Source organism: Paenibacillus sp. FSL R5-0636 (assembly GCF_037974255.1).
Lineage (GTDB): Bacteria > Bacillota > Bacilli > Paenibacillales > Paenibacillaceae > Paenibacillus_AQ > Paenibacillus_AQ odorifer.
Window position 1 is genome coordinate 2,401,216 of sequence record NZ_CP150232.1, and the last position, 26,206, is coordinate 2,427,421.

Below are 26,206 nucleotides of genomic sequence, written 5' to 3' on the forward strand. Positions count from 1 at the left end.
AAGGGATATCAAATTTGAAGAATGATTGGGGATGAAAACTATAAGTTACCCCAATACATAACATTAAATGTTATGTATTTTGTGATTTTGGTAAAAGATGCGTTCAACAATTAGGTAATATAAATGAGATTGTACACGTAGTTATTTTAATGAAAATGCAGCTAGAATCAGGCCTTTAGGACCTCTAGTCCATTAGTACTGTGAAAATTTCGTGTGCTCAAATAAAATAAAATAAAAACATTCCCAAAATAGTCTTGTCAATTTACCTGACTTCTGATTATAATGACATTAAGAGTTTCACGCTTTGTTAGAAAATATAACATTGGGGAGTGGGGTAAAAATGAAAAAGAAATGGTTGATGATGTTACTGGCCATGATTACACTGATGATTTATCCGGTAAGTGCTTTTGCAGCGGACGGTCCGACGAACGTTGACTTACAAGTCGGATTGGACACAGCGTTTACCTTCCTGGCATTCATTTTAGTATTCTTTATGCAAGCAGGGTTTGCAATGCTCGAAGCGGGTTCGGTTCGGATGAAGAATGCAGGGCACGTAGCAGGTAAGACAGTACTCACCCTGGCTATCGCAAGTCTTTGCTTCTGGGCTATCGGCTTTGGACTTGGTTTCGGTAACGGCAATGGCTTCTTCGGTACTACAGGCTTCTTGTACGGAGGAGATTCAACCGCAGCTTCTTTTGAATCACTTGCATTTTCTGATGTTACTTTAAATGTTAAATTCTTATTCCAAATGGCCTTTGCAGCAGTTTCCTTGGCTATCGTATCTGGTGGTATGGCAGAACGTGCGAAGCTAAGCGTGTATATCATTTTCGGAATTTTGTTCTCCGTCGTAATTTATCCAGTTGTAGCTCACTGGGTATGGGGCGGTGGCTGGTTGGCTGAGCTGGGAATGCAAGATTATGCAGGTTCCACAGTTGTCCATCTTACAGGTGCAACGGCAGCAGTGGTAGCAACCATATTGCTTAAGCCTCGGCTTGGTAAGTTTAATAAAGAAGGAAAACCAGTGATTATTCCAGGTCATAACCAAGTATTTACTGTACTCGGTGTTATTATCCTCTGGTTTGGTTGGTTCGGATTCAATCCAGGTAGTGCTTTGTCCCCAATGGGCGGTTTCTTCGGTCACGTAGCCCTAACTACGAACATTGCAGCAGCAGCAGGTGGTTTGGCAGCTCTAATTGCATCTTGGTTGTATTTTGGTAAATCTGATATTCCAGCGATGCTGAATGGTGTTCTAGCTGCATTGGTTGCAATCACAGGAGCATGTGCTTTCGTTGATCCATGGGCAGCAATCATTATTGGCTTTGTAGCCGGTGCTTTTACATTCATGACTTCCCAATGGCTGGAACGTGCAGGGCTTGATGATCCAATCTATGCTTTCTCGGTGCATGGTATTGCGGGGATGTGGGGTGCAGTTTCAACGGGTCTGTTCGCTGTACCTGAGCTTATTACTAAAGGCGGCTTGGTAGGTGAAGCTGGGTTGTTCTACGGTGGCGGTTTCCATCAACTAGGGGTTCAAGTGCTGGGTGTGGTAGGAACATTTGTTTTCGTAGCCGTTCTTTCTTTCATCATCTTATATGTAATGAAGGTAACTATCGGACTTCGTGTTACAGAAGAAGAAGAATTGATGGGTCTGGATATCAGTGAGCATGGTACTTACGGATACCCTGAACAAATGAAATTGATCGCAGATTCGGAATCCAAAACCCTTAAACAATAATATTTCACCTCGGACAGGGAGGCGGACCGTGTGGCATCGATGGAGTTAACAGATGGGTATAATGAAGAAAGCTTTAGGACCATCGTATTGGCCGGTTCGTCAGAGGAGCTTAGGGAGAGGCGTGTTGCCTGTCAAAAAGTACTTCTCGAAAAGTTGAATGTTATTCCTATAGAGGAATGGATGTTCCGTGTGAATACTATGCATGATCTTATTGCCCAAACCGCAGTACTCATATGTGAGGCGCAGATGAAAGAGGCGGGCTATGGCCCGCCTCCCTGTGCTTATTCCTTTATTGTGTTTGGCAGCAGTGGGAGACAGGAGGCAACGCTTTGGAGCGATCAGGATAATGGCCTGATAGTCGAAGGAGAGCCTGATGGGGAAAAAAATCGCTATTTCGAATTTTTCGGAACTTTGTTATCCGATATGCTTGAAGAAGTAGGGTATGAGAAATGTGCGGGGAAGGTGATGTGCTCCCAAGTTATGTGGCGTAAGACATTATCTGAATGGATAGAGCAGCTTGATAGCTGGAGAAATCAGTTGGAATGGGAGCCGATCCGGTATCTTATTATCTCTTCTGATATGCGTCATGTGGCAGGAAGCGTGGAGTTATCAGCGAAGTGGCAAGAAGCTTTCTATGAAGGCTTTGCGGACAATGAGCAGCTGTCTAATGCTGTTCTTCGCAATACAGTACGCCATAAAGCGACTTTGAATTTACTGGGACAGGTGTTAACAGAACGGTTTGGTGATTATGCAGGCGGATTTGATGTTAAGTATGGGGTCTATATTCCGTTAGTGAACATTGTTAGACGGTTGTCCTTACTACATGGCATTAGAGCTGGCTCGACATTAGAGCGGATTGAAGCGCTTGATAGGCTTGGGAAATATCAACATTTAGAGGATATTCGCAGAGCTTTCTTGTTAGCAATGCGGTTGCGAGTGAACACGCCATATAGTGTTCAGAATGGATTGTTAATCAGCAGTGATTATGTAGCTGAGAGTGAATTGAAGAATAAGCAGCTGCTGTCTGAGCTGCGTGAAAGCCTGCTGCTTGTCAGACGCCTTCACCGGGCGCTGCAGCGTCAGCTCCGCTCAGCGGAAAGGTGGCGGTCATGAGGGAGCCGAACAAAAGCGGAGGATTCTGGAGTAATCTAAGACAAGGTGGAATGCCCTCGGCTATCGCTTCGATGAGAGGTGGGGAAACTGCGCAACAGACTGCGCAGCAAATGGCCTTTATTCGATCTTTGATGCGAGAGAAGCGGCGTCCTGAGGTCCTGCATACCCCATTGTCTGAGCTAGAGACAGTGATATTTGATTTAGAGACGACAGGCTTTTCCCATCAGCATGGGGATGAGATTATGTCTTTTGGAGCCGTCAAGGTTGTTGGAGAGCAGATTAAAGAAGAAGAATGCTTTTATACACTGGTGAACTGTCAGACGGCTATTCCGGAGGATATTACAAGGCTGACTGGGATTACGGAAGAAATGACACAATCCGCTCCCTCCTTAATGGATGGTCTTCATAATTTTATGTCCTTTGTAGGTCAGAATGTGCTGGTGGCACATGCAAGCTCACATGATAAGGCTTTTCTTAATGCTGCTTTATGGAAAACCTCTAAAGTTCAGCTTACACACCGTGTGCTGGACACGATGATGTTAGCGCGTTGGCTTGAGCCACAACGAAGTAATTATTCGCTGGATGAGCTGCTATATGTGCACGAAATTCCGATTCATGGCCGTCATCATGCCTTGGAAGACGCAAAGATGACAGCGCAGCTGTGGGTGATCTACCTTCGGGAAATTTCGGAGCGCGGCCAAGTGGATACCTTGGGAGATCTCTATGCTTATTTAAGTAGAACGTGAAGCGGGGCTTGGGATAAACCGCGGGACAAATTACCGTGGTCATCAGGCAAACGCTCAATATAAAATCCGTTCAGAATTGGATTGCCGCTGTCTTTGGTGTTGGGAGAACCTATAAGATAGAGGGCAAACTCAGGTCCTAGTGCTGTTAATCCTTTATAATCGGCAACTGAAGGGATAGGTGCTGAATGTGGGTGGGAATGAAATAGACCGATGATTGTCGGTTCGTTGTAAAGAACATTAATCCACTCTTCGGGGTGGGGAGTGAAGGTGTGCAGCGGGTCTGGCGCTACGTTGCGCAAGGGTACGTAAGTATCAATGAGCATGCCACCCGCTGCGGCAGCACCCAGCAGGATTCCGCATGCTTCATGCGGATAACAGGACAGCAGGTGCTTCCCCAGTGCTTGCTGTACGGAATATTTCAGTCTTATTGGCTGGACATTTCCCTGGAATGCTGCCATTTGTTCACCCCTCTCTCTTCTTTAGGGTTTCGTCGCAGACGAAACCCTCTTTTTTATTATAAAAGTATATATTATTGTGTAAAATATGAATGGTTTGAAATTTAACCTAATGAGGGTACAATAGTAGAAAACTATTCCAATTGTAAAGGAACAGATGACTATGAAAGCAAGTAACAAATTAAATATAACAGTGTTGCTCATAGTTGTATGTGTTGCTGTGTTTGCGGTGTGGCATAATCGTGAGCCAAAAGCAGAAGCTGTGCTTGCGCAGCAAAATGAGCTGCCGATGAAGAGTGGACCTAAGGCTGGACTGCGTGCACCTTCGTTTTCACTTCAGGGAACAGATGGGACTACCTATGTTGTTGATGGCCCCAGAGATAAAGCGGTAATCCTTAATTTCTGGGCTTCATGGTGTGATCCCTGCCAGCAGGAAGCTCCTGAACTTAATACCATGGCCACTAAGTATAAGGATGTTCTAGATATTTACGGTATTAATGTGAGCAGTCAGGATTATAAACCCAATGCTGAACGTTTTATCAAGAAATACGGTCTTGTGTTTCCGGTTATGTTTGATGTAAAAGATGAGGTGTACAGCAAATATAATGGAGCTGTTTTTCCCACCAATGTGCTCATAGATAAGAATGGAGTGATCTCCGAGATTATTTTAGGTATTCTTAGCCCTGAAGAGTTGGAAAAGAAAATAATCAAGCTTACCGAATCATGAAGCGGGCTGTCCATATAAGAGACAGATCTGCTTTTTTCTCCAAACAGCAAAAGTCTAAAGATCAGCGATTCTTCTTATTGGAGGATCGCTGATCTGCGTTTTTGGTCATACGCGATTTGCTTTAGTGGACCACAAGCATTAATTTCACTATACCGTGGAGCAGAAATGGCTGGAACCCCGAAGAAAGCCGCGTTAGAACAATTAGGGAATTTCTCCCCATAAATTTGAGATCTCGGGTCATTCAACGAATAATTAGGGAAAATATCCCTCTAATTTAGCTGTTTTGGTAAAAAATAATGAAATCACCCTAATTTTTAGGGAGGAATTCCCTGTTTCTGTTTATTTATAGCAAATATCGGCTATTTTCAGGGAGTTTTTCCCCAATTACTCTACCTCGCCACGAACCCGCACTTGCATCCCCCACATCCCGCACCCGAACTCGCACCCCATGCATCCCGTACATCCCTCAACGCCCACTGCACACTGCCCACCACCCATAGTCTATGGGCTAAAGTAATAGTCCGTTATATAGCCTATTTAATAAAAAAGAAGCTGCCCTATAAGTAGAATTCTACTTTTGGGAAGCTTCTTTTTTTGTCTTACAAAAGTCTATAAGTGATCAATTAATGATTGACCAGGCCTCTAGGTTCATTGCTGGTTGTCTTCTCATTCTCCAAAGAGAGCTCATTGAGAAGCGCGTAGCGCATACTGTCAACAAGTGCCTCCCAGCTGGCTTCAATTACGTTACTGGAGACACCAACCGTACTCCAGGTGTCTGTGAAGTTCTTGGATTCAATCAATACCCTTACCTTCGCTGCAGTCTGATCCTGTTCATCTATTACACGGACTTTATAGTCGGATAGATGCATTTCCTTTAATTGTGGGAAATAGGTCTGTAATGCTTTACGAAGCGCGTTATCGAGTGCGTTGACTGGACCGTTACCTTCAGCAGCAGTATAAAGATTCTCACTGCCAACTTTCAGTTTAACGAACGCTTCAGATACTACTGGATGTTCTGCGGTTTTCTCAACTAACATCTTGAAGGATTCAAAGGTAAAGGTTTCATTCATCTCGCCGGTAGCTTCCCGAAGGAGTAGCTCCAGTGAGGCATCGGCACCTTCAAATTGATAACCTTGATGTTCCATCGTTTTAATCTTCTCGATCACCCGGCGAGCCTGCTCGCTGCTTGGATCCAGATTTAAACCCATATCCTGCGCTTTGGAGAGTACATTGCTCTGTCCAGCCAGTTCGGAGACCAGCACACGCTGCTTGTTCCCGACAAGCTCAGGAGCGATATGCTCATAGGTCCGTGAATCACGCATGATGGCGGAGACATGGATTCCACCTTTGTGGGCAAAAGCTGCATTTCCGACATAAGGCTGATTTACCGGCAGATTAACATTGGCCACTTCACTAATATAGCGGGCAGTGTTGGTAAGCTGTGATAATGAATCGCCTGGAATACAGTGATAACCCATTTTGATCTGTAGTGTAGGAATAATAGAACATAGGTTGGCGTTGCCACACCGTTCACCGTAACCATTAATGGTACCTTGTACTTGCCGTGCTCCAGCTCCGATGGCGCTAAGTGCATTGGCAACCGCCAGCTCACAGTCATTATGAGTGTGAATTCCGAGATTGGCTCCGGGTAATTGTTGATTTAGAGCGGTAACAATCTCATGAATTTCATAAGGTAAGGTTCCACCGTTGGTATCGCACATTACAAGCCAATCTGCTCCGGCTTCCCGGGCTTTGGACAGAACAGCTGCTGCATATTCAGGATTATTCTTGTATCCGTCGAAGAAATGCTCGGCATCAAAAATCACTTCAAGGCCTTGGCGTTTCAAGTAGGATATGGAGTCGCCGATCATGGCGAGGTTCTCCTCAAGCGTAGTCTGTAATGCAGTGTGTACATGGAAATCCCAAGATTTTCCGACGAGTGTAGCAGCAGGAACCCCTGCGTCAATCATACGTTTTAAATTGTCATCGTTTTCGGCCAAGGAATTCTTACGCCGAGTGCTGCCGAACGCTGTAATTTTGGCGTTCAGATGAAGCTCCTTGACTCTTTTGAAAAATTCAATGTCTTTATTGTTGCTTCCCGGGATGCCACCTTCAATATAGTGCACACCCAGATCATCGAGTTTCTTGGCAATCTTCAGTTTGTCGTCAGCCGACAGACTGATGCCTTCACCTTGGGTGCCGTCGCGTAATGTAGTATCGAAGATGGAGATGGACTTAGACATGAGAGTCCTCCTTATAGGGAAATGAATTTATATATTATAGCATTTTTACGCGGGAATGTAACAAAGAACTTTACAGCCTCTTAAGTTGACCTAACCGCAGCGGAGAGTTATTCTAAATTGGACAATAGAAAACCTGAGGATAAGAAGGTAGATATTGTGCAGAATGTTGATCAGTATTATCCAACGAGCGGCAGGGTTATCCTGCATGTCGATATGAATGCTTTTTACTGCTCTGTGCATGAGGCAGAGGACCCTGACCAATATAGAGGCAAAGCTACTGCGGTTGCGGGTAGTGTTGAATTGCGGAAAGGGATCATAGTGACTTGTTCCTACGTCGCCCGCAGAATGGGGATTTCGACGGGAATGCAAGTTCAGAAGGCGCTTCGTATTTGTCCATCGCTTATCGTTATTAAACCGGACTTCCATTTATACCGCAAATATTCTAATGCTTTTATGCAGATTGCATATAGCTATACTCCGTTACTGGAAGCAGTGTCCATCGATGAATGTTACCTTGATATAACTGGCTCCAGACAATTCGGTACACCCATGGAAATAGCGGAGACGATTCAGCGCCGTATAATGGAAGAATTGGGCTTGCCATGCTCAGTGGGGATCGCTCCCAATAAGCTGCTTGCGAAGATGGCTTCCGATTTAAAAAAGCCAAACGGCATTTCGGTGCTGCGGCTGCGGGATGTGCCTAAGATTTTATGGGACAAGCCCTGTAATGAAATGTTCGGCATTGGTGGGAAGACAGCAGAAAAGCTCCGCAAACTGGGCATTTACAGTATTGGTCAATTAGCAGCGGCTGATGAAAATATGCTGGTTGAGAATTTCGGAGTTATGGGCTCATGGCTAAAGCGTGCCGGCAACGGTATTGATCATGGGATCGTTAACCCTGAGCGGGAGCAGAGTAAGTCGATTGGGCACACCACAACATTGCCGCGGGATGTCGTAGGTCTTGCTGAGGTACGACCGATTTTGCTGAATTTAAGTGATCAGGTAGCTCGGCGATTGCGTAAGCAAGGTCTTGTTGCCTCAGGGGTACAGCTGACCATTCGGACGCCCGATATGAAGACTATAACCCGCTCGCGTCAGCTAGAGGCTCCTTCGGAGAGTGGGGAGGATATCTACAAGTCCGTCTGCGATCTATATGTTCGTCATTGGAATGGGGAGAAGCCTGTGCGGTTGCTGGGTGTGACCCTGCAGGGCTTGATTGCTAAAGAGGATTCCGCCATTCAGCTTGATTTGTTCGATTACGAACGTCAGCCTAAGAAAGAGTCTCTTAACAAGACTATGGATATGCTGCGTAATAAATTCGGTGAAAATGCAGTGTTAACTGCCGGGATGTTAAGCGATTCTCACTCTGCAAGGCTCCGCAATCATAAAGAACGGGGCACTTCACTGCAAAAGGATAATCTTCTATCTGTCGAGTCTGATAAAGAGTGACAAGAACATTCTATGACATGTCAAAATAGGTGTCGTAGAATGCGTCAGAAATGCAAACGTATTGAAAATCGATTGAAATTGTATTCTTTTTATATTAATATGAGAAAAATAAGACGCTGGTACAACAGCGCTGTATTGCTCAACGGGAGGCAGAGATAAAATGGCTAAGTACACTTGGGTCGAAAAAGACACTTGTATCGCTTGCGGTGCATGTGGCGCAACGGCTCCTGATATTTTTGATTACGATGATGAAGGTTTGGCAGAAGTTATTTATGAAAATGACGGAAACCACGGCATCACAGCGATTCCGGATGATTTGTTTGATGATCTCCAGGATTCTTGTGATGGATGCCCAACCGATTCTATTAAAATTGCGGATGAGCCTTTTAACAAAGAGGGCTAATTAACCGGGATTTTGTAACTTCCAGCACAACATAAAGACATCTCCTGCGAACTTTTGTTCAGCTAGGGATGTCTTTTTTGCGATGTCTGACCGATATTAATGTAGGAAGGAATTATAAAATTTCGGAGGTTCCGATGAAAAATTCTCAGCACCTCAAAGCATATGTACAGATGCATCCAGACAATAAGATGGCATGGTACTTGCTGGGTAAGGAATACTATAAGAACGGTCAACAGGGGAAAGCTAACTATTGCTTCAATCAGGCTGGAGAAGTATATGAAGCTTTCGAGCATAGTAAGGTGCCTGCGGAAACGCTGCGGGAATATGAGGAAGGGCTGCTTCAGGCAAGCCGCCAGCGGGATCGAAGGCAGCAAAGATTCCGCTACATTATGCTTGGGCTGATGCTTCTATTACTGGTTATGGTGCCATCGGCTGTGGCTCCGGGTCTAGATATTGCGGGAGATCAGGATACGGTCCAAGACACGGTTACTTCTGAAGTTAAAGATCCGCTTGATCAAAAAGATATTGAGAAGAAACCCGTTCTAGAGGCACGAAAAATGATGTATACAGCGCAAGAGAGTGGAGCTTCGGCTTCGTCAGGGAAGCTGATGGCAACCATGCTAATGCGCAAGGAACCGTTTCAAGCTGCTATTTTGGGCATGGAGCGGGAAGGGAAGTGGCTGCTGTGGAAAGAGAAGCTTCCGCTGAATTCCACATTGCAGAAGAATGGGAATGGACGGTTGGTATACCAATCCTATGATTCAGCGGCATGTGCATGCGAACCGCCAGAGCAAGGGGAAGTTGCAGAGGATGCAGCTGAGTGGCAGGGGGATCAAGAGGAGCTAGCTACATTATGGAGTGCAATGAGGGCTTATCAGAATCATAAAGGCAAGCTTCCGGTTTCCTTGGCGGAATTGACTAGACCTTTTCCGGAGAATTGGATTGGCGGGACGACACCAGTCATGAAGCGTGATTTCAATTCTCTAAAGGAAGTAGCAACTGCTAAGGCACTTGGGATACCAGAAGTTGCGGAGGAACCTCCAAGCTCAACTGCTGAGGCGGGAATGGTCATACCGACAGCGTTAAGTGAGAGTGGAAGTAGTGGAAAGGGCGTTCCCTTTTTTGACCAGCCGCTTAGAGTGATTGTGGATAAACAAAAACACCGCTTGGCAGTAGTCAGCGGCTCTGTCATTCTACGAAATTATGAAGTAGGGCTTGGGGGAGACAAGACTCCGGAAGGCAACTTCATCATTACAGATAAAGTGGTCAATCCAAATGGTCATGATAATGGGGAGTTCGGAAGCCGCGGACTACAACTTTCAGATAGTAATTACGCTATTCATGGCACCAATGACCCAGAAAGTGTCGGCAAGGATGAATCCCTTGGCTGTATTCGGATGAGTCGAGAAGATGTGGAAGAACTATTCGCTATGATTCCAAAAGGAACAAAAGTGGTGATCAGTAAAGGGGTTCTGCCTGAAAAGCAGCTGCTGCCGGCGAAACGCTTCAACCCTGCTGCTCCGTATGATCAGACCAACCCCCACAAAGTGTACCACTGGCTGAATTAGTTCCCGGCAACTATAAACAGAACGATGATGAGAAGAATTAGTAAAGTTAAGCTTACGCCGATCCACATTAGCGCTTTACGATTAACTTCTTCTTTCTTTTGCTGCAAAGTTGGTGGTTTACGTTTAGTTGACATCCAGCATACCTTCTTTCTCTCTTAATCGCTGATTACCCCTATATTGTAATGCGTTTACAAGAAAATTACTATACTTTGGGTTAAGCTCTCTGCACACTTACAGGGTAAAATGCTTTTCTTTTGTTCAAGAAAAGGCTAAAATTAAGAAGAAACCTACAGAATCGGGTAGACACGTGGATTAGTGAAGTACCCCTTAAGGAGCGAGAACGGTGTTGTATCGTAATTTTGGTAAACCAATTTTCTTTAAGCTGGACCCTGAGAAGGCTCACCATCTCGTCATAGGTGGATTGGATAAATCATCATCAGTTCCAGGGGGAAGCGCGGCATTGCGTTTAATGTATGGCGTTCCTGAAACGGCAGATTTAGCAGTTGATCTGTTTGGCATACATTTTCCGACTCCAGTTGGACTGGCAGCAGGCTTGGATAAGAATGCCGAGGCCGTTTCTGGATTCTCTTCGATCGGATTCGGATTTATGGAAGTGGGGACGGTTACCCCTAAGGGTCAACCGGGTAATGATAGCCCGCGTTTGTTCCGTCTTCCCTCTGATGAAGCTCTGATCAATCGTATGGGCTTCAATAACGAAGGGGCTGACGCTATGGCAGAGCGTCTAAAAAAATTAAAAAATCGCAGAGTTCCAATAGCAGTAAATATTGGACGGAATAAAATAACTAGTAATGAAGCGGCTCATGAAGATTATCGTCAGTGTATCCGTACGCTTTATCCGTACGGTGATTTTTTTGTGGTCAATATCAGCTCACCAAATACACCGGGGCTGCGCAGTCTCCAGCATGGCAGCGAATTAGCGTTCCTGCTAGCACAAGTAAAGGAAGAAATGGAGATTCAGCGTAAAGCCACAGGCATGAATAAGAGCTTGTTGGTTAAGATTGCTCCAGATGTAAGTGACTCTGAATTGGAGTATATGGTTCAATCACTGACAGAAGCTGGTATGGATGGTATTATTGCTACGAATACTACGTTGAACCGGGATGGACTTAGTCATGAAAAGGCTAATGAGACAGGTGGATTAAGCGGTAAGCCACTTCGTGACCGGTCAACGGAAATCATTCGTAGGATTTATCGCCAGACTGAAGGGAAGATGCCGATCATAGGTTCAGGGGGCATATTCACCAGTCAGGATGCGTATGACAAGATAAGAGCAGGCGCAAGTCTGGTCGAAATTTATACAGCACTCATCTACGAAGGACCGGAGGTTAACCGCAGGCTGCATGCCGGATTACGGCAGCTCTTACGGCGGGACGGATTCAGTCATATCTCTGAAGCAGTGGGTGCTGATCATCACTGATTGAAGGAGTCGAAAGGACAGGAGGACGAAGGCGATGGACGGCAGGGACTGGGGAACTTTTTTGCTTCCATATGAACAGACTGTGGAAGAATTGAAAGTTAAATTCAAAACAATGCGTTCGGAGTTGAAGAAAAGAGAGGAATACACGCCGATTGAATTCGTAACTGGCCGTGTAAAGCGGCTGTCAAGCATTTTGGAAAAGGCTAAGCGCCTGAATGTGAAGATGGAGGATCTGGAGACAGGCATTGAAGATATAGCCGGGATCCGGATTATGTGCCAGTTCGTGGAGGATATCCGCAGAGTGGCCGAATATATCCGGGCTCGTAAGGATCTTGAAGTCCTGTATGAGAAGGATTACATTACCAATTATAAAGAGAGCGGCTATCGCAGCTTTCATATGATTATTAAATATCCTGTGCAGACAGCTCTGGGACAAAAAATAGTGCTCGCAGAGATCCAAATTCGTACACTAGCTATGAATTTCTGGGCAACCATAGAGCACTCTCTGAATTATAAATATCGGGAAAGCTTGCCGGATGAAATGCGAGTGCGCCTGAAAACCGCAGCTGAAGCAGCCTCCATCTTGGACAGCGAAATGTCCAGTATTCGTGATGAAATCCTGGAAGCACAAAAGACCTTCGAGGAAAACTCGAATATGACGACTCAAATTCTCAAATCTATTCATCAATTGTATTTCTATCACTTGGTGAATGAGGCTATAGATACTCAGGCTCGATTTAACGAAATATGGCAGGCTCAGGACATGGAAGCGATGAAGGAGCTTCTGGATCATGTACGGGGACTTCTCTCCGCAGCTAAAAAGGATAGTTTGCCGGATGGCTTATGATCCGTTGTACTTGGCTTATCTAGTGTACTTTAATCGTGACCGGGATTATTTCGAATGTCACGAGGTGCTCGAAGAGCTATGGCTTGCCAAGCAACGCGACCCATTGTACAAAGCACTTCTCCAAGTAGCTGTTGGGTTGTACCATTGCCGCAATAATAATATGCGTGGTGCAACGATTATGCTAAGTGGGGCTGCTGCCAAGCTGGAAGAATATTCAGCAGTGACACTTGGCATTAATTTGGCTAAGCTAGTGGTGGAAGTGAAGGATTATGTTCGCCGCTTGGAGTCGTGTGAGCAGCAGCCATTTTCTTATTATGATCTGACTATAGAAATCATTGATCAAGGTCTGGCGGACGAAGTGAACTCTGCGGCTATGGCGATCACACCGAATAATCCTCAACGACGAGGTCCTCAAAGACCGACCTCTTCTCATCGTAAATAATGAACCTCTATAAATGAGTATTGCCAAAGGGACACCCGTAAGGGTGTTCCTTGAATCTTTAAACACCTAAATTTTAGCAGTACTATCAGGAGGACGGCATCATGGCGGCACAACTGCCCAGTTCTTTCAGCGAGCGTATGATGGACTTGCTGGGAACGGATTATAATCAATTTGCGGATTCGTACAAGGAGACCCCTAACGGAGGCGTTCGTGTTAATACATTGAAAATTTCAGTGGAGAAATTGCAAGCTCTTTCCACTTTAGAGCTGGAACCCATTCCGTGGTGTCCAACCGGATTCTATACAGAGGATGGGGCCAGACCAGGTAAACATCCACATTATCACGCGGGATTGTATTACATTCAAGAGCCAAGCGCTATGGCACCTGTGGAACTGCTTGATGTACAGCCAGGAGATCGTGTCCTTGATTTATGCGCTGCACCTGGGGGCAAATCCACACAGATTTCTGCCAAGCTCTCAGGAGAAGGCTTGTTGGTTACCAATGATCTTCATCCAGAACGCACGAAAGCCTTAGCCAAAAATCTAGAGCTGTATGGGGTGCGCAACGGTATCGTATTAAACGAAAGTCCAGATCATATTGCAGCGGCATTCCCGCTTTATTTTGACAAAATCTTGATTGATGCTCCATGCTCAGGTGAAGGGATGTTCCGTAAAGACGAAGACATGGTGAAGCAGTGGGATTCAGGTACACCTGCCAAATATGCTGCCATGCAGCGGGATATTTTACGTTCTGCTGCAACAGCGTTGGCACCGGGAGGTACACTTGTCTATTCCACCTGTACATTTGCTACAGAAGAAAATGAGGAAATTATAGCGGAGTTTATTTCTGAACATCCACAGTTTTCGGTGATTACAGTTGGAGGTACTGGCTCGTTTGCTCCAGGTTTTGGAGAATTATCAGGGACGGCAAGACTATGGCCGCATAAAGTAAAAGGTGAAGGACATTTCATGGCTGTGCTGCAGCATGTAGGGCCAAAGGTATCTGCGGAGGAACGTGATCAAGCCGAAGTTAAGTTGAGCGCAGTTACACGGAATACGAATAAAAAAGGCACTGCTCATATTAAATCCGCAAACAAACCAGAAGCCAGACGAGGGAAAGAAGGTAAGTTCTCTAATAAATCTGCTGCTGGCGCTGAACGTGGCCGTCAAGGTTCAGGAGAAGAGCAAGCATTGGCTGCATATGGAGATTTTATAAAAGATCAGCTTGGCTGGGAGCCAAAAGGGTATCCGATTTTCTTCGGTGATCATCTGTACATCTCCCCACTACCTAAGGAAAGATTAAATGGATTAAAGGCGATTCGTCCAGGATGGTATGTAGGACATGTCCGTAACGGCAGATTTATCCCAGGACATCCAATGGCTACCGCGTTACACCCTGAAGAGAGCTGCCGAAGTGTCTCACTTTCCAGTACGAGTAATGAAGCTATTTCCTATCTTAAAGGAGAGACATTGTTGATTAGTCAAGAACGTCTCTCTATTAAAATAGGAACTACCCAAAAAGGATACGTACTGGTCTGCATAGATGGTTATAGTGCAGGCTGGGGGAAGTGGCAGGACGGTGTGCTCAAGAATGAATATCCCGCAGGCTGGAGGTGGATGTAAGAATGAGCCTATCAGGGAAAACTGCAAAAAAGCAGCGTTTAGATAAAGTATTGTCCCATATGGGGGTAGGATCACGCAGCGATATTCGTAAACAAGCCAAGCAAGGTTTAATTACCGTGAATGGTGCAGTCGTCAAGGATAGTGGATTTCATGTAGACCCTTATCACGATAAAATTGTGGTTGGCGGCGAGCTTGTTACCTATCGTGAATTTATTTATCTTATGATGAATAAGCCACCGGGAGTTCTGTCGGCAACAGAGGACAAGCGGGATCGGACCGTTCTGGATCTTTTAAAGCAGGAAGATGTACAGTTTGAACCTTTTCCTGTAGGAAGGTTAGATAAGGACACAGTAGGGCTGCTTCTGCTCACCAATGATGGAAAGCTTGCCCACGAGCTACTATCGCCACGCAAGCATGTCCCTAAGACGTATGAAGCTACAGTTGAGGGAGACGTAGATGCAGACGATGTAGCGGCTTTTGCGGCAGGTGTCGAGCTGGAAGATGGATATGTTACTTTACCTGCACAGCTAACTATATTGGGAAGAGAACGTGGCAGTAAAGTAATCTCACATATTTCGCTGATCATCACAGAAGGAAAGTTTCACCAGGTGAAGCGAATGTTCCAAGCTGTCGGCAAAAAAGTCACTTTTCTGAAACGAGTATCTATGGGAGAATTGAGGCTGGACGAAAGTCTGCCACTGGGAGCTAGCCGGGAACTTACGCTAGAGGAACTGGCACTCTTAAGTACAGAAGCACCAGAACAATAATATATAGAAAAAATGGTATATAAATTGAATTTGGAAACTTGGGATAAGGGAATGGAGTGACGGAGGGGAAATTTGGAACTGTAAGAGCGATAGCGACCGCCTTTGTTTCCGGATTTCAACCACTATTAAACGGTATAAATCAAGAAATCTGGAAACAACAGCGGCTGGAAGTCCAAATATTCACCGCAGTTGCGACTGAAACTTAACTCAAATAGCCAGGTTCAATATATATAGAAAAAGAAAGACAAGGATGGTGGGAGTATGAGATACAAACTGATTGCACTAGATGTGGATGGTACACTGTTGAATGATGATCACCACTTGAGCACTGAGAATAAAGAAGCCATTGCTGAGGTTACGCGTCTTGGCGGGCAAATCGTGTTATGTACCGGCCGCAGTCCGCAGAACTCGATTCCTTTTATGGAGGAAATGGGGTTGTCTGGTTATGTGCTGGGTCATAACGGAGCTGCTACAGTTCGTGTGAAAGATCGGGAAGTACTTCATCAATATGGTATGGATGCTCGTGGTCTTGACCCTTATATTGATTATTGTAGAAAGCATGATATTCATTATGATGTGAATACGGCTTTTGATATGTATGTAGATAATGTAGAAAACCTCACCAAAGAAGCTAATTATATGTATGAACACTTCCGTATTGCACCGGCTACACTGCCAGCATGGGAAGATTTCCGTGAACCGATTGTTAAGTTTACTGTATTTACACAACCAGAAATCCTTGACGAAGCTGAACGTGAATGGCGTACTTGGACCCATGAGTACAATATTTTGCGGAGTGGTGAATTTTTCGTTGACTTGATGCATCCGGAAGCCTCCAAGGGCAACGCCTTAAAGAATCTGGCTGTGAAGCTGGGAATTCCGCAAGAGGAAGTTCTTTCGATCGGTAATTATTTTAATGATATTTCTATGCTTACATACGCGGGTATGGGCGTTGCGATGGATAATTCTCCGGTTGAAGTCAAAGCGGCAGCGAATGCTGTCACGGGGTCAAACAACGAGCATGGTGTGCGAGATGCGCTGGTTAAATATTGTTTATCTTAAGTTTTTAGGATTTGTAAAATAAATGTAAAAGGAAAGCATAAAGCGGACTTGAATCCGTTTTATGCTTTTTTTACGTAATATACTTTAACTCAGGCTTTTTTGGCGATAATTTTTTTTAACTTTATTTCGGACTTCTTCCCGGTTGAAGGTCCAACTTGTTTGATGAAGAAGGAAAGTAGTAAACCAAGGATGCCAATTCCTACAATAACGAGGTAGGCATCATTGATGCCCTGGATGGTAGCTTCCATCATCATGTGATCCTGTGTTGCACTCTTTGCGACATTTGTCGCCATCAGCTGCTGCATATGAGTCGCGGTACGGCTCATCATGATAGTTACAAGCAAAGAAGTACCTATAGCGCCGGCGACTTGTTTTACGGTATTGGAAATGGCGGTTCCGTGTGCATTAAGCTTAGCCGGCAATTGATTTAATCCTGCAGTTTGTATAGGCATAAGGAACATTGCCATTCCGATCTGCCGGCCTGTTGACATGAAAACCAGATAGATGTAGCTAGTTGAGTCCGTTAAGTTAATAAAGCTTAGAGTCGTGGAGATTGTTATTAGCAGACCGATGATGGCAAGCCATTTTGCCCCGAACCGGTCGAACAGCTTTCCGGTGACTGGCATGAGTAGTCCCATCACAAGCGAGCCGGGAAGCAGAAGCAAGCCCGACTCCATAGCCGAATAGCCGCGGGCACTCTGAAGGTACAGAGGAAGCAAAATCATATCTGCATACATCACGATTGTAACTGCGATGCTTATAACGGTGGTTAAGGAGAACATATTGTATTTGAAGGCCCGGAGATCAAGAAGCGGGTTGTGAGAAGCCAGCTGCCGCCAAATAAATAAACCAAGGGATAGGGTGCCCGCACCAAGAGCCAAGAGCACCTCCGCACTCGTCCACCCCGCGCTGCCAGCCCGGCTGAACCCATAAAGCAAAGATCCAAATCCGATAGTGGATAGGGCGACACTAATCATATCAAGCTTGGGATAGGAGCGTTTCGATACATTTTTCAAATATATAAATCCGCAGACAATAACAACGACAGTGGGTGGAATTATTCCATAGAACATGGTTTCCCAACTGTAATGTTCCAAAACATATCCGGCCAGAGTAGGTCCGATCGCAGGGGCAAAAATGATGGCCAATCCGACCGTGCCCATGGCAGCACCTCTTTTTTCAGGAGGGAATAGCGTTAAAATGACATTGATGAGCAGTGGCATGATAATCCCTGCGCCGGTTGCCTGAATCAAACGTCCTGTCAACAGAACCGGGAAGCTTGCCGCGATGGCCGCAACGATCGTTCCAGTCAGGAAAATGAACATGGAAGTCTGGAAAAGCTGGCGGGTAGTGAAACGCTGCATTAAATAAGCTGTAATCGGGATCAACACACCGTTCACCAGCATGTAACCAGTTGTTAGCCACTGAGCGGTTGCAGCAGAAATATTGAAATCATTCATTAATTCTGGCATGGCAACACCCATTACCGTCTGATTCAACGTCGCAAGAAAGGCGCCGAAAATCATTACGAACAAAATGGGTCCTTTTCTTAAGGTACTGATGTTTACTTCTCTCTCTCTACTCACTCCACTACATCCTTTCAAATCTTTATTTACAATCAGTTGCTGGTCCTCTTATAGGCATAACGCCACCAATTCTGTGTCGCAACTTCTCAAGCAACATCCTCAGTGTGTACTTAAAATGTTGCTGAGTTGTTAGGCACTTGTTAATGAGATATTAATTCTAATAACCACGACTTGTTTAACATTTATTTAACATCTGTAAAAGATAATAGAGCAGCATCAGATAAACAGACTACAGCACAGAATGCTTGGAGGAATGTTAATGAATGATAGTTTTTTGAAGGCCTACGCAGCAAAAGTCAACAAAATTATTGTAAGTATTTTATGGTTTGCTTTGATCGGATTTTGTTTTTTTCTTGGTGGCGATCAGGTAAGAGTGGAGGTGGTTTTCTCACTTTTGCTGGAACTGCTGTTTGTCACATTTTTTATTTTCAAAAAGAAATATCAGCTTCAGACCACAGTCATTTTAGTAGTTGCCATTTTGACATGTACCATTCCATACATAGAATCGCCCGGTGCGGGAATGTTGATCGTGGTTGTACTCTGCGTGGTTTCCTTGTATTTAAACAAAGCTTTGCTTTATGGTTTTGGCGGGATGTATAATCTTTCGTATTTCGTAATCTATTATTCAGAACATCATCAATTCGATACAACCTTCTTTATGACCATAGGTTTTATTGAACTGACTATTGTGGCTTTATACTTTGTTTGTAAACGAAGTTCCGATTTGATCCAGTTATCTCTTCGCAAAGAGGCCGAAGCCCAAGAGCTTTTGGCGGCGATGGATAAAATGGTCAGTGTTATTCATGAAAACACATCCGGGTTAAATGTCGATATCGCGCATTGCAATAACGATATCGGAGTTTTAAAGGATATCAGCGATACGATAACTGCGAATATCCAGGAAGTAGCGGAAGGAATTATAGACCAGTCGGAAAGCATCACTCATATCAGCGGAATGATGCATGAGGCAGATAGGAAGATGTCCGAAATCAACCAGTTGTCCCAAAGTCTGGCCGGCACCTCGGAAGCTACTGGTCAAGTAGTCCGCCAAAGCTCAGACAGGATTCATCAAATGGGCGAACAAATGAACATTATCAACACAGCGGTAACGGACTCATTGACCACAGTCGAGGAATTAAACCAAAGCATGGATGATGTAAATACTTTCCTGGGTGCGATCAACCAGATTTCTGATCAAACTAATCTGCTAGCTTTAAACGCTAATATTGAAGCCGCAAGGGCTGGAGATGCCGGTGCGGGGTTTGCTGTCGTAGCCAAAGAAATCCAAAAACTAGCTCAGCAATGCTTAAATACAGTTAAGCAAATCGACGGAATTATTAACAATATCAAAAGTAAGACGCAGCTTGTAGTTGAGAAGGCGAATAATGGTATTATCGCTGTTAAAGAAGGAGAGACGATCAGCGGGCAAGTACTCGAAAGCTTCGACAGCATTAAGACTGCATTTGAGCGTATTGATCGATTCATAGCAAACGAACTGGATATGACCGATCATGTGAGTGTAATCTTTTCACAAGTGAGCGTACAAGTTGAGAATATCTCTGATATCTCCCAAAAGCATGCTGCGGCAACGGAAGAGATGCTGGCAACGACTCAGGAACAGGAGAAAAATATCGATATCATTTACGAATTTATCGGCAGTATCAACAGCTCAAGTATTCGGTTGCAGCAACTGATTGAGAATAGGTCGAAGTAGAACTATTTAAGGTAGCTATAAACTGTGGCCGTTTCTCGGTATTTTACCAAGGAACGGTTTTTTCTCGATTTCCCAGCAGAAATTGCAGGCCTCCTCACTTAGTGAAGGCTTCCGTTTCACTGTAAACAAATAAACAACTCATTAATAAACGAGTTGTTTTTCTTACACAGATATTAATTATTAGCAATCACAAAGGTTGCAAACACTAGGCATGATTAAAGTACTCTCTGAGGATGAGATAGCCAACAAACAGGACAATAAACTCTCTAACCATTCCTTATTCACTCCTCATGTGAGGCTCAGTCTCACTAATCATTGTCTCACTGATCATTTTTGGGGTTTCAATTTCACGTTACTTCACTTTGTTGTACACCCTCTGGAAGTGGAATCTTTTTCTTTTTTAGCAGCATGTAAATCCCTAGAAGAAAAAATAAAACACTGCATCCCATCCCGAACAATGCGCTGGAGCTGATTGCATTAGCGGATTTTTCCATCAAAAGCAGAGTGTATTGAGTCACCACAATGGAAACCATTGCATCTATAAAGCTAATTATTTTCAGCGTAGAGACAATAGGACCTTTCAGATGCCGGTTAGCCATAGTTCCGTAAATGGCAAACCCAAGCTTGGAGAAAGCAATAGTTGCTACCAGATAAACAATGTAACCTCTGAATATTATCACATCACCGACAAAGTACATCCTCATACAGACTAACAGATAAGTGATTCCTAGAAGACAAAGGAAAGCACCACTTCGCTGATAGACATGAAATTCTATATTATATCTTTGTTCGGGGTCCTCGGTATTCTTGGCCACTGTATATTTATACAGTGCCTGACCTCTTGCGGCACAAAGGATTAAGTAATACAACGCGTTTATGATGAACCATCCGGAAAGGAGATAGAGACCGAGGATCAACTTGCCGATGCCCATCAAAGCATTAATAATAAGTGAAGCAACGTTTGTTACGGCAGCTCGGTCTTGATAATCTAACAGGTTGCGGTCAAGTAAATCCTTAATATTTATCTCCTCCCTTCATGTTGTAATGGGTCTTCAGAATCTCGTATCAGTGTCTTACTTTCCTAGTAGAGCATTAGCTTTTTCACACACCTCGTAAATCTTGTCAAACTTCTGATCGATCAGAGGCGCTACCTTGTTCGTTTTTTTCTTGCTGATACTGCTGAAGAGAAAATATGGGATGATCCAGCCTACGAAACCGGGGACTGCTAGAATTATAGAAAGCGGCAGCATGTCAGCTTGATTAGCAAATACAGAACCAGCCATAAACGATGTTCCAATAACACCAATAACATAGGCAACCACAGAAGCACCGATGACTTTGGAACTCTCCAGTGTCTCAATTTCGGCAACAGCGGCGTCAAACTGGCGTTGCAGGCGGGTCAGTTCAACTTTATTACGGATCTTGCGGTCCCGCTTGAACTTTATGGTTACGGAACCAACATTCTGAACTGAGGTTGAAGTACCTTCCAGCGCCCAGCCAAAATTGTTATATCCGTCTGTATATACCGACTCCATTTTGCGTTTTACTGTAATATCTTTGTACTCATAGCCGATAAAATTAGATTCATTTCTTGTGATCTCACTCATGATAATTTCTCCTTTATTTTAAAAAGTTAATTTGTCGAACAATTGCTGCCTCACCTGATGTGATCATTTTACCGTCGATATATTTATGAATTGCTTGCAAATTGTTTATAAAATATTAATTGAAGAATCGTAATGAACTGGAATTGAGGTGTATTTCTGTTTAATGAAAAAAGCAGTCTGAATTCGTTTTGCGAATTCAGACTGCTTTTTTTGATCTTATCAAGATAATGAATTATGGTTTAAGGGAATTACTTATTTCTCAGCTTTTAATTGGACTGTGAATGTCGTGCCCTTGCGTAGCTCACTCTTAACAGATATGGTTCCACCGACTAGTTCAATAACACGCAGTGAAAGAGCAAGACCAAGGCCGTTACCCTCCCCGGAGTGAGAAGTATCGCCTTGATAGAATTTATCGAAAATATGTTTCATCGTCTCCTCGTCCATTCCGCAGCCAGTATCTGATACCATAACCGTAATTGTATCTTCATCTGAAGTCTGCGATAAGGTGATGCTACCGCCAGGGGGTGTGAATTTCAAAGCATTGGAGAGGAGATTAAGCCATACGATCTCTAGCATGCTTTCGTCGGCATGAATGATAGCACGGTCCTCTATATCCGCCACAAATTCGATGTTCTTTTCTTCCCAATAATTTTCAAAAGTAAGGGCGCAGTCGCATAGCTGCCTGCACAGATCATAGGGCTCTGCAACGTGATTAATCTCCTGATTGTCCAATTTGTTTAGCTTCAGAATATTGATCACCAGTGTCGTTAATTTTTGGGAGGCCGAAATGATAGTTTCAGTATATTCCGTTCGAAGTTTTGGCGACAAATCAACAGTTTGCAATGCCATTGCGTAACTATGAATGACGGATAATGGTGTTTTAATCTCATGGGATACATTCGATATAAAATCATTTTTGAGGGTTTCAATACTGCCCAGTTCTTCAACCATCTTATTAAAATCCTCGAACATCACGTCTACATAATCCTTTTTATCCGCTCTGTGAAGCGGCTCAAGATAGACTGAAAAATCTCCCTCTGCTACCTGGTTTGCCGCCTCGCTGAGTTTACGCATGGGTTTATCAAAGGCGATGTACTTTTGCCGTGCGGTGACAAGGCAAAAAATGAAGGCAACAATGATCCAATATCCAGTGATTCCAAAGATGTATTGAGTTGGAACGCGTTCTACTGAAATGTAGGCGTCGTATATAAGTGCTTGACCTGCTGTTAGCGTGGACAGCACAATAAAGGTCCACAAAAACTCTTTCCATGAAAAACGCTTGGACTTGAACCGGGCATGCTGCTCCTGCCTCTTACTCATTGCAGCACTGCCTTGTAGCCAAGCCCATGCACTGTCATGATCTTGAAGTCCACACAACAAGAGAACTTGTCGCGAAGTTTGACGATGTATACATCTACGGCACGCAGGCTGGTTTCGCTGCCAATGCCCCAGAACTCGTCCATTAGCTGGGCACGGGAAAAGGTATGTTTGGGGTAGGAAAGCATTTTGTAGAGTATGTTGAATTCCCGTACCGTCACAGGGATTTCCTCATCGTTTACCGTTGCTGTCATATCATCCGCGTCCATCATAAGACTTCCTACCCTCAGTTTTTTTTCGTGGGCAATATTTGCACGTCGAAGTAAAGCGCCCACACGCATTACCAGTTCGTCCATATTGACCGGTTTGACCATGTAATCATCAATTCCAGCGCGAAACCCTTTTTGTTTTGAGGAAATATCATCACGAGCGGTAACAAAAAGAAGGGGGATCGTTTTGTTAATAGCCCTAACCGTTTCCGCAAATTCAAAGCCGTCAATCTCTGGCATCATAACGTCTGAGATGATAAGGTCATACAGGCTGTTATACATCAAATCATATGCTTCTCGTGGGTTTAAACACCCTTTAGCGTCGTATCCATTATTGCAAAGATAGGTGCAGATAATTTGATTAAGCTTTATATCATCCTCGACAACAAGGATATTAACCATGAAAATCATCCTTTCTAAGAAAACTAAAATAATTATAAGAGTTATATATTAAGAAAATGTTTGGATGGATAGAGAAACTAAAAAACATACTTATCATAGCATAGTGATATACCGAAACGGATTGATAGTATAACTCAGCTGAACCTCAGATATCTGGAAAACTTGGACGAATTGGAAAAATGCAAAACTTTAGTATTTCTTCTGAGTATCATAGCGAATTCGAATGGAAGATAAGTCGTTTACAGGTAATTATAACCATGATAAAATTAGCGGTGGGACATGCGTCCCTAATCTATTAAAACTAATTGAATGTCCGCGTTAAAGGTAAAATCATCGAAAGATGATGACACAAAGCCATGGGTCTAAAGCCTTTCGACAGAAGGAAATGATCGCCAGGCCGCCATAGGGATGTCTTATGAAGCATAAAGGATAGCTCTAAGAATATGTAGTCTATTTTGAGCTCTTTTATTATTTCGACCTATACGGCGTTACATTATCGCAAGGGGCCGAAAGGGGAAGTACATGAACAGTTTTTTCAAAACAATAGGTACTAGTTTGGCAGTAGGTGCTTTATTGCTGTCCGGAACGATCGGATGGATGTCTAATCCAGGAGTAGTGTCTGCAGCTACCTCAACAGTAGTAACCGCGGATCAGATGATCAGCAAAGTAACGGCAGCCTCCAAAGCAATAAAGAATTTCCATCTGGATGTGACCAAAAAACAGGATATTCAAAGCGGCGGGGTGCGTATCAGCAACACCAACACTCTGAAGCTGGATATCAACCGTCTGCCGAATTTTGCCGCAGCAGGCACTGTCGCTAGTAGTCTTTTAGAAACATCGTACAGTCTATATGCCAATGACAAGGAGTTTTACTATCTTGTAGACGGAAGTGAACTGATCGATGAATCTGAAGATGAAGGTTACGACGATGACGGGGAGCCGATCGATCCTGATGCACAGTATTGGCTTGGACTGGAGAAAACGGAATGGGATGCCTTTTACTCTAAAGGCCAATACGATCCTGTTTCCATGCTTGATTCGGTCAAAAGTTATAAAAAATCCATGAAAGTCAGCACGGCTGGCGCACAAACGGTCTTACAATTCACGGTAACCGATCCGACAGCAGCTAAGGGGATAATCAAACTCTATGACCAGGAGAACCTCTGGGATGGTGAGACAGTTCAACCCAAAAGCGTAACGTGGAAATTATTCGTCAATACTAAGACCTGGCAAACGGAAAAGCTGACAGTCGATCTGAGTTATGTGCTGGTAAGTGACGGAGCCAAAGATACATACACCACGAAAATCGAAGCTAAATATTCCAAGAATAATAAAGGTACAGCCATTGTAAAACCGGCCGAACTAGAATAATAAGGACGATTCATATCGAGCAAAAAGCGCTGTTCCGCTGAACAGCGCTTTTTGTTGTATTCAACAGCAGTTCTTTATTAGTTGACAAGAATAAATCATTGCTGTAATTTATATGTATGCGCATGTATATAATATTTTGTTTAATATAATTTAATGAAAGTTGGGAAAAAGATGATAGCACTAGACACAGCATTAACTTTTCGCAGAGGACTGACATTAAAAAATCGAGTGGTTATGGCTCCAATGACCACGCGAATGAGCTTTTATGACGGTGTAGTAACACAAGATGAATTGAAATACTATTCACTAAGAACGGGCGAAGTAGGTGCGGTCATCACTGCGGCAGCAAATGTACAAGAGGGTGGAAAAGGATGGGAAGGTGAACTTAGTGTTTCCTCCGATCAATTTATTCCTAGCCTTAGCCGATTAGCATCTACTATTAAACGAAATGGAACAAAAGCTATTTTACAACTATTCCATGCAGGAAGAATGACAGATTCAAAAATACTACGTGGCGTACAACCAGTTTCCTCCAGCGCCATTGCTGCCGAACGTCCGAATGCAGAAATTCCAAGAGCATTAACAGAAGATGAAATTTTCGGTGTAATTGAGGATTTTAAAAAAGCGACTCAACGTGCTATTCAAGCTGGATTTGACGGGGTAGAAATTCATGGAGCAAACACATATTTAGTCCAACAGTTCTTCTCTCCACACTCCAACCGTCGTGATGATCAATGGGGCGGAAGCTTAGAGAAAAGATTTAATTTCATTAACCAATTAGTGGATGCGGTTATTGCTGTCGTTGACAATTCAAAGGTTAAGGATTTTATTGTCGGTTATCGTTTTTCTCCAGAAGAATATGAAGAGCCTGGAATTAAAATCACCGATACCTTTTATCTTATTGATAAATTAGCTGATAAAAAGCTAGATTATCTGCATATTTCATTAGGGGATTTTAAGAAAGTATCTGCATCAGAAGATTTTAAAGAAAAATCAATCCTGCAATATGTACATGAGAAAATCAATGGCCGTGTACCTTTAATTGGGGTCGGAGATATCCGTACCAAACAGGATGCAGAGGACACGTTGACAAATGCTGAATTAGTAGCAGTAGGACGTTCTCTTATCATTGATCCTCATTGGACAAGTAAAGTGCTGGAGGGTAATGAAGATATCATCAGAAGAGTACTTGCTGATCAAGATAGAGAAGAACTCGTAGTAGAGAATGGTATTCTAGAATTCCTTAAATTAATGATGCCTGATCGTTTACGCTAAACCCAAACACAGTTTTGAGCTATATCTATAACGTTCCGCGGTAATTCC

At 43.8% G+C, this 26,206-nt stretch carries 24 protein-coding genes and 1 riboswitch; of the genes, 16 read left to right on the top strand and 8 right to left on the bottom strand.

The window, feature by feature from the left end; all coding sequences use genetic code 11:
* The first annotated feature begins 340 nt into the window (after positions 1-340).
* Genes MKX34_RS10555 through MKX34_RS10565 form a run of 3 tightly spaced genes read left to right on the top strand, consistent with a single transcriptional unit; the run spans position 341 to position 3,594 of the window.
* The gene (locus tag MKX34_RS10555) at positions 341-1,735 is read left to right on the top strand and encodes an ammonium transporter (RefSeq protein WP_036689307.1); all 1,395 of its coding nucleotides are present in this window, start codon (positions 341-343) and stop codon (positions 1,733-1,735) included.
* A gap of 39 nt (positions 1,736-1,774) precedes the next feature.
* The gene (locus tag MKX34_RS10560; protein ID WP_076140979.1) at positions 1,775-2,848 is read left to right on the top strand and encodes a DUF294 nucleotidyltransferase-like domain-containing protein; all 1,074 of its coding nucleotides are present in this window, start codon (positions 1,775-1,777) and stop codon (positions 2,846-2,848) included.
* Positions 2,845-3,594, top strand: coding sequence for an exonuclease domain-containing protein (locus tag MKX34_RS10565; RefSeq protein WP_038569828.1), 750 nt, complete (start codon positions 2,845-2,847; stop codon positions 3,592-3,594). The genes MKX34_RS10560 and MKX34_RS10565 overlap by 4 nt, the downstream gene beginning before the upstream one ends.
* Here the strand turns inward: MKX34_RS10565 and MKX34_RS10570 are convergent.
* Complete coding sequence (locus MKX34_RS10570) at positions 3,576-4,052, bottom strand: M67 family metallopeptidase (protein ID WP_076140922.1); 477 nt, start codon at positions 4,050-4,052, stop codon at positions 3,576-3,578. The two genes, MKX34_RS10565 and MKX34_RS10570, sit on opposite strands and share 19 nt — an antisense overlap.
* 160 nt (positions 4,053-4,212) lie before the next feature.
* On the opposite strand from MKX34_RS10570, the gene MKX34_RS10575 reads away from it, so the two are divergent.
* Positions 4,213-4,776: a TlpA disulfide reductase family protein gene (locus MKX34_RS10575; protein WP_076100887.1), complete on the top strand. Its 564-nt coding sequence runs from the start codon at positions 4,213-4,215 to the stop codon at positions 4,774-4,776.
* A gap of 623 nt (positions 4,777-5,399) precedes the next feature.
* Here the strand turns inward: MKX34_RS10575 and cimA are convergent.
* On the bottom strand, positions 5,400-7,019 hold the full coding sequence (cimA, locus tag MKX34_RS10580) for a citramalate synthase (RefSeq protein WP_036689313.1): 1,620 nt from the start codon (positions 7,017-7,019) through the stop codon (positions 5,400-5,402).
* Between the two features lie 156 nt (positions 7,020-7,175).
* On the opposite strand from cimA, the gene MKX34_RS10585 reads away from it, so the two are divergent.
* From MKX34_RS10585 to MKX34_RS10595, 3 genes are all read left to right on the top strand, one after another.
* The gene (locus MKX34_RS10585; RefSeq protein ID WP_036689656.1) at positions 7,176-8,468 is read left to right on the top strand and encodes a DNA polymerase IV; all 1,293 of its coding nucleotides are present in this window, start codon (positions 7,176-7,178) and stop codon (positions 8,466-8,468) included.
* Positions 8,469-8,628: 160 nt separating this feature from the next.
* Positions 8,629-8,871 (top strand): ferredoxin, encoded by a 243-nt coding sequence (locus MKX34_RS10590; protein ID WP_036689316.1) that lies wholly within the window; start codon positions 8,629-8,631, stop codon positions 8,869-8,871.
* Between the two features lie 134 nt (positions 8,872-9,005).
* Positions 9,006-10,439, top strand: a complete 1,434-nt coding sequence (locus MKX34_RS10595; RefSeq protein WP_076296403.1) for a L,D-transpeptidase — start codon at positions 9,006-9,008, stop codon at positions 10,437-10,439.
* On the opposite strand, the gene MKX34_RS10600 is transcribed toward MKX34_RS10595, so the two are convergent.
* Positions 10,436-10,573, bottom strand: a complete 138-nt coding sequence (locus tag MKX34_RS10600; RefSeq protein WP_167348489.1) for a hypothetical protein — start codon at positions 10,571-10,573, stop codon at positions 10,436-10,438. The two genes, MKX34_RS10595 and MKX34_RS10600, sit on opposite strands and share 4 nt — an antisense overlap.
* Before the next feature lie 209 nt (positions 10,574-10,782).
* Here MKX34_RS10600 and MKX34_RS10605 point away from each other — a divergent pair, with 209 nt between their 5' ends.
* The 6 genes from MKX34_RS10605 (at position 10,783) to MKX34_RS10630 (ending at position 16,617) form a co-directional block, all read left to right on the top strand.
* Entirely contained in the window at positions 10,783-11,877 is a 1,095-nt protein-coding gene (locus MKX34_RS10605; protein WP_036689322.1) for a quinone-dependent dihydroorotate dehydrogenase, read from the top strand.
* A gap of 34 nt (positions 11,878-11,911) precedes the next feature.
* Positions 11,912-12,724 carry a GTP pyrophosphokinase family protein gene (locus MKX34_RS10610; RefSeq protein ID WP_036689325.1) on the top strand — a complete coding sequence of 271 codons (813 nt, stop codon included), beginning with the start codon at positions 11,912-11,914 and terminating at the stop codon, positions 12,722-12,724.
* Positions 12,714-13,166, top strand: a complete 453-nt coding sequence (locus tag MKX34_RS10615) for a DUF309 domain-containing protein (protein ID WP_036689328.1) — start codon at positions 12,714-12,716, stop codon at positions 13,164-13,166. Before MKX34_RS10610 ends, MKX34_RS10615 begins: the two co-directional genes overlap by 11 nt.
* A 101-nt stretch (positions 13,167-13,267) precedes the next feature.
* A complete protein-coding gene (locus MKX34_RS10620) occupies positions 13,268-14,788 on the top strand; it encodes an RsmB/NOP family class I SAM-dependent RNA methyltransferase (protein ID WP_076140926.1) in 1,521 nt (506 codons plus the stop codon).
* Positions 14,789-14,790: 2 nt separating this feature from the next.
* Positions 14,791-15,555: a pseudouridine synthase gene (locus MKX34_RS10625; RefSeq protein ID WP_076272653.1), complete on the top strand. Its 765-nt coding sequence runs from the start codon at positions 14,791-14,793 to the stop codon at positions 15,553-15,555.
* A 261-nt stretch (positions 15,556-15,816) separates the two neighbouring features.
* Positions 15,817-16,617, top strand: a complete 801-nt coding sequence (locus MKX34_RS10630; protein ID WP_076296402.1) for a Cof-type HAD-IIB family hydrolase — start codon at positions 15,817-15,819, stop codon at positions 16,615-16,617.
* Between the two features lie 89 nt (positions 16,618-16,706).
* Here the strand turns inward: MKX34_RS10630 and MKX34_RS10635 are convergent, their stop codons facing one another.
* Entirely contained in the window at positions 16,707-18,143 is a 1,437-nt protein-coding gene (locus MKX34_RS10635) for a DHA2 family efflux MFS transporter permease subunit (protein WP_143763719.1), read from the bottom strand.
* A 319-nt stretch (positions 18,144-18,462) separates the two neighbouring features.
* Here MKX34_RS10635 and MKX34_RS10640 point away from each other — a divergent pair, with 319 nt between their 5' ends.
* Positions 18,463-19,917 (top strand): methyl-accepting chemotaxis protein, encoded by a 1,455-nt coding sequence (locus MKX34_RS10640; protein ID WP_038569844.1) that lies wholly within the window; start codon positions 18,463-18,465, stop codon positions 19,915-19,917.
* Positions 19,918-20,264: 347 nt separating this feature from the next.
* Here the strand turns inward: MKX34_RS10640 and MKX34_RS10645 are convergent, their stop codons facing one another.
* The 4 genes from MKX34_RS10645 to MKX34_RS10660 all read right to left on the bottom strand — a co-directional run bounded on the left by MKX34_RS10645 (position 20,265) and on the right by MKX34_RS10660 (position 23,512).
* A complete protein-coding gene (locus MKX34_RS10645; protein ID WP_339204937.1) occupies positions 20,265-20,621 on the bottom strand; it encodes a hypothetical protein in 357 nt (118 codons plus the stop codon).
* 369 nt (positions 20,622-20,990) lie between these two features.
* On the bottom strand, positions 20,991-21,524 hold the full coding sequence (locus tag MKX34_RS10650) for a hypothetical protein (protein WP_038569845.1): 534 nt from the start codon (positions 21,522-21,524) through the stop codon (positions 20,991-20,993).
* A 252-nt stretch (positions 21,525-21,776) separates the two neighbouring features.
* Positions 21,777-22,844: a HAMP domain-containing sensor histidine kinase gene (locus MKX34_RS10655; RefSeq protein WP_038569848.1), complete on the bottom strand. Its 1,068-nt coding sequence runs from the start codon at positions 22,842-22,844 to the stop codon at positions 21,777-21,779.
* A complete protein-coding gene (locus tag MKX34_RS10660; RefSeq protein WP_038569850.1) occupies positions 22,841-23,512 on the bottom strand; it encodes a response regulator transcription factor in 672 nt (223 codons plus the stop codon). Before MKX34_RS10660 ends, MKX34_RS10655 begins: the two co-directional genes overlap by 4 nt.
* 313 nt (positions 23,513-23,825) lie before the next feature.
* A riboswitch (cyclic di-GMP riboswitch) is annotated at positions 23,826-23,917 on the top strand.
* A gap of 117 nt (positions 23,918-24,034) precedes the next feature.
* Between MKX34_RS10660 and MKX34_RS10665 the strand changes: the two genes are divergently transcribed.
* Positions 24,035-24,883, top strand: a complete 849-nt coding sequence (locus MKX34_RS10665) for a DUF6612 family protein (protein ID WP_036689342.1) — start codon at positions 24,035-24,037, stop codon at positions 24,881-24,883.
* 153 nt (positions 24,884-25,036) lie between these two features.
* Complete coding sequence (locus MKX34_RS10670; RefSeq protein WP_339204941.1) at positions 25,037-26,158, top strand: NADH-dependent flavin oxidoreductase; 1,122 nt, start codon at positions 25,037-25,039, stop codon at positions 26,156-26,158.
* The last annotated feature ends 48 nt before the right edge of the window (positions 26,159-26,206 follow it).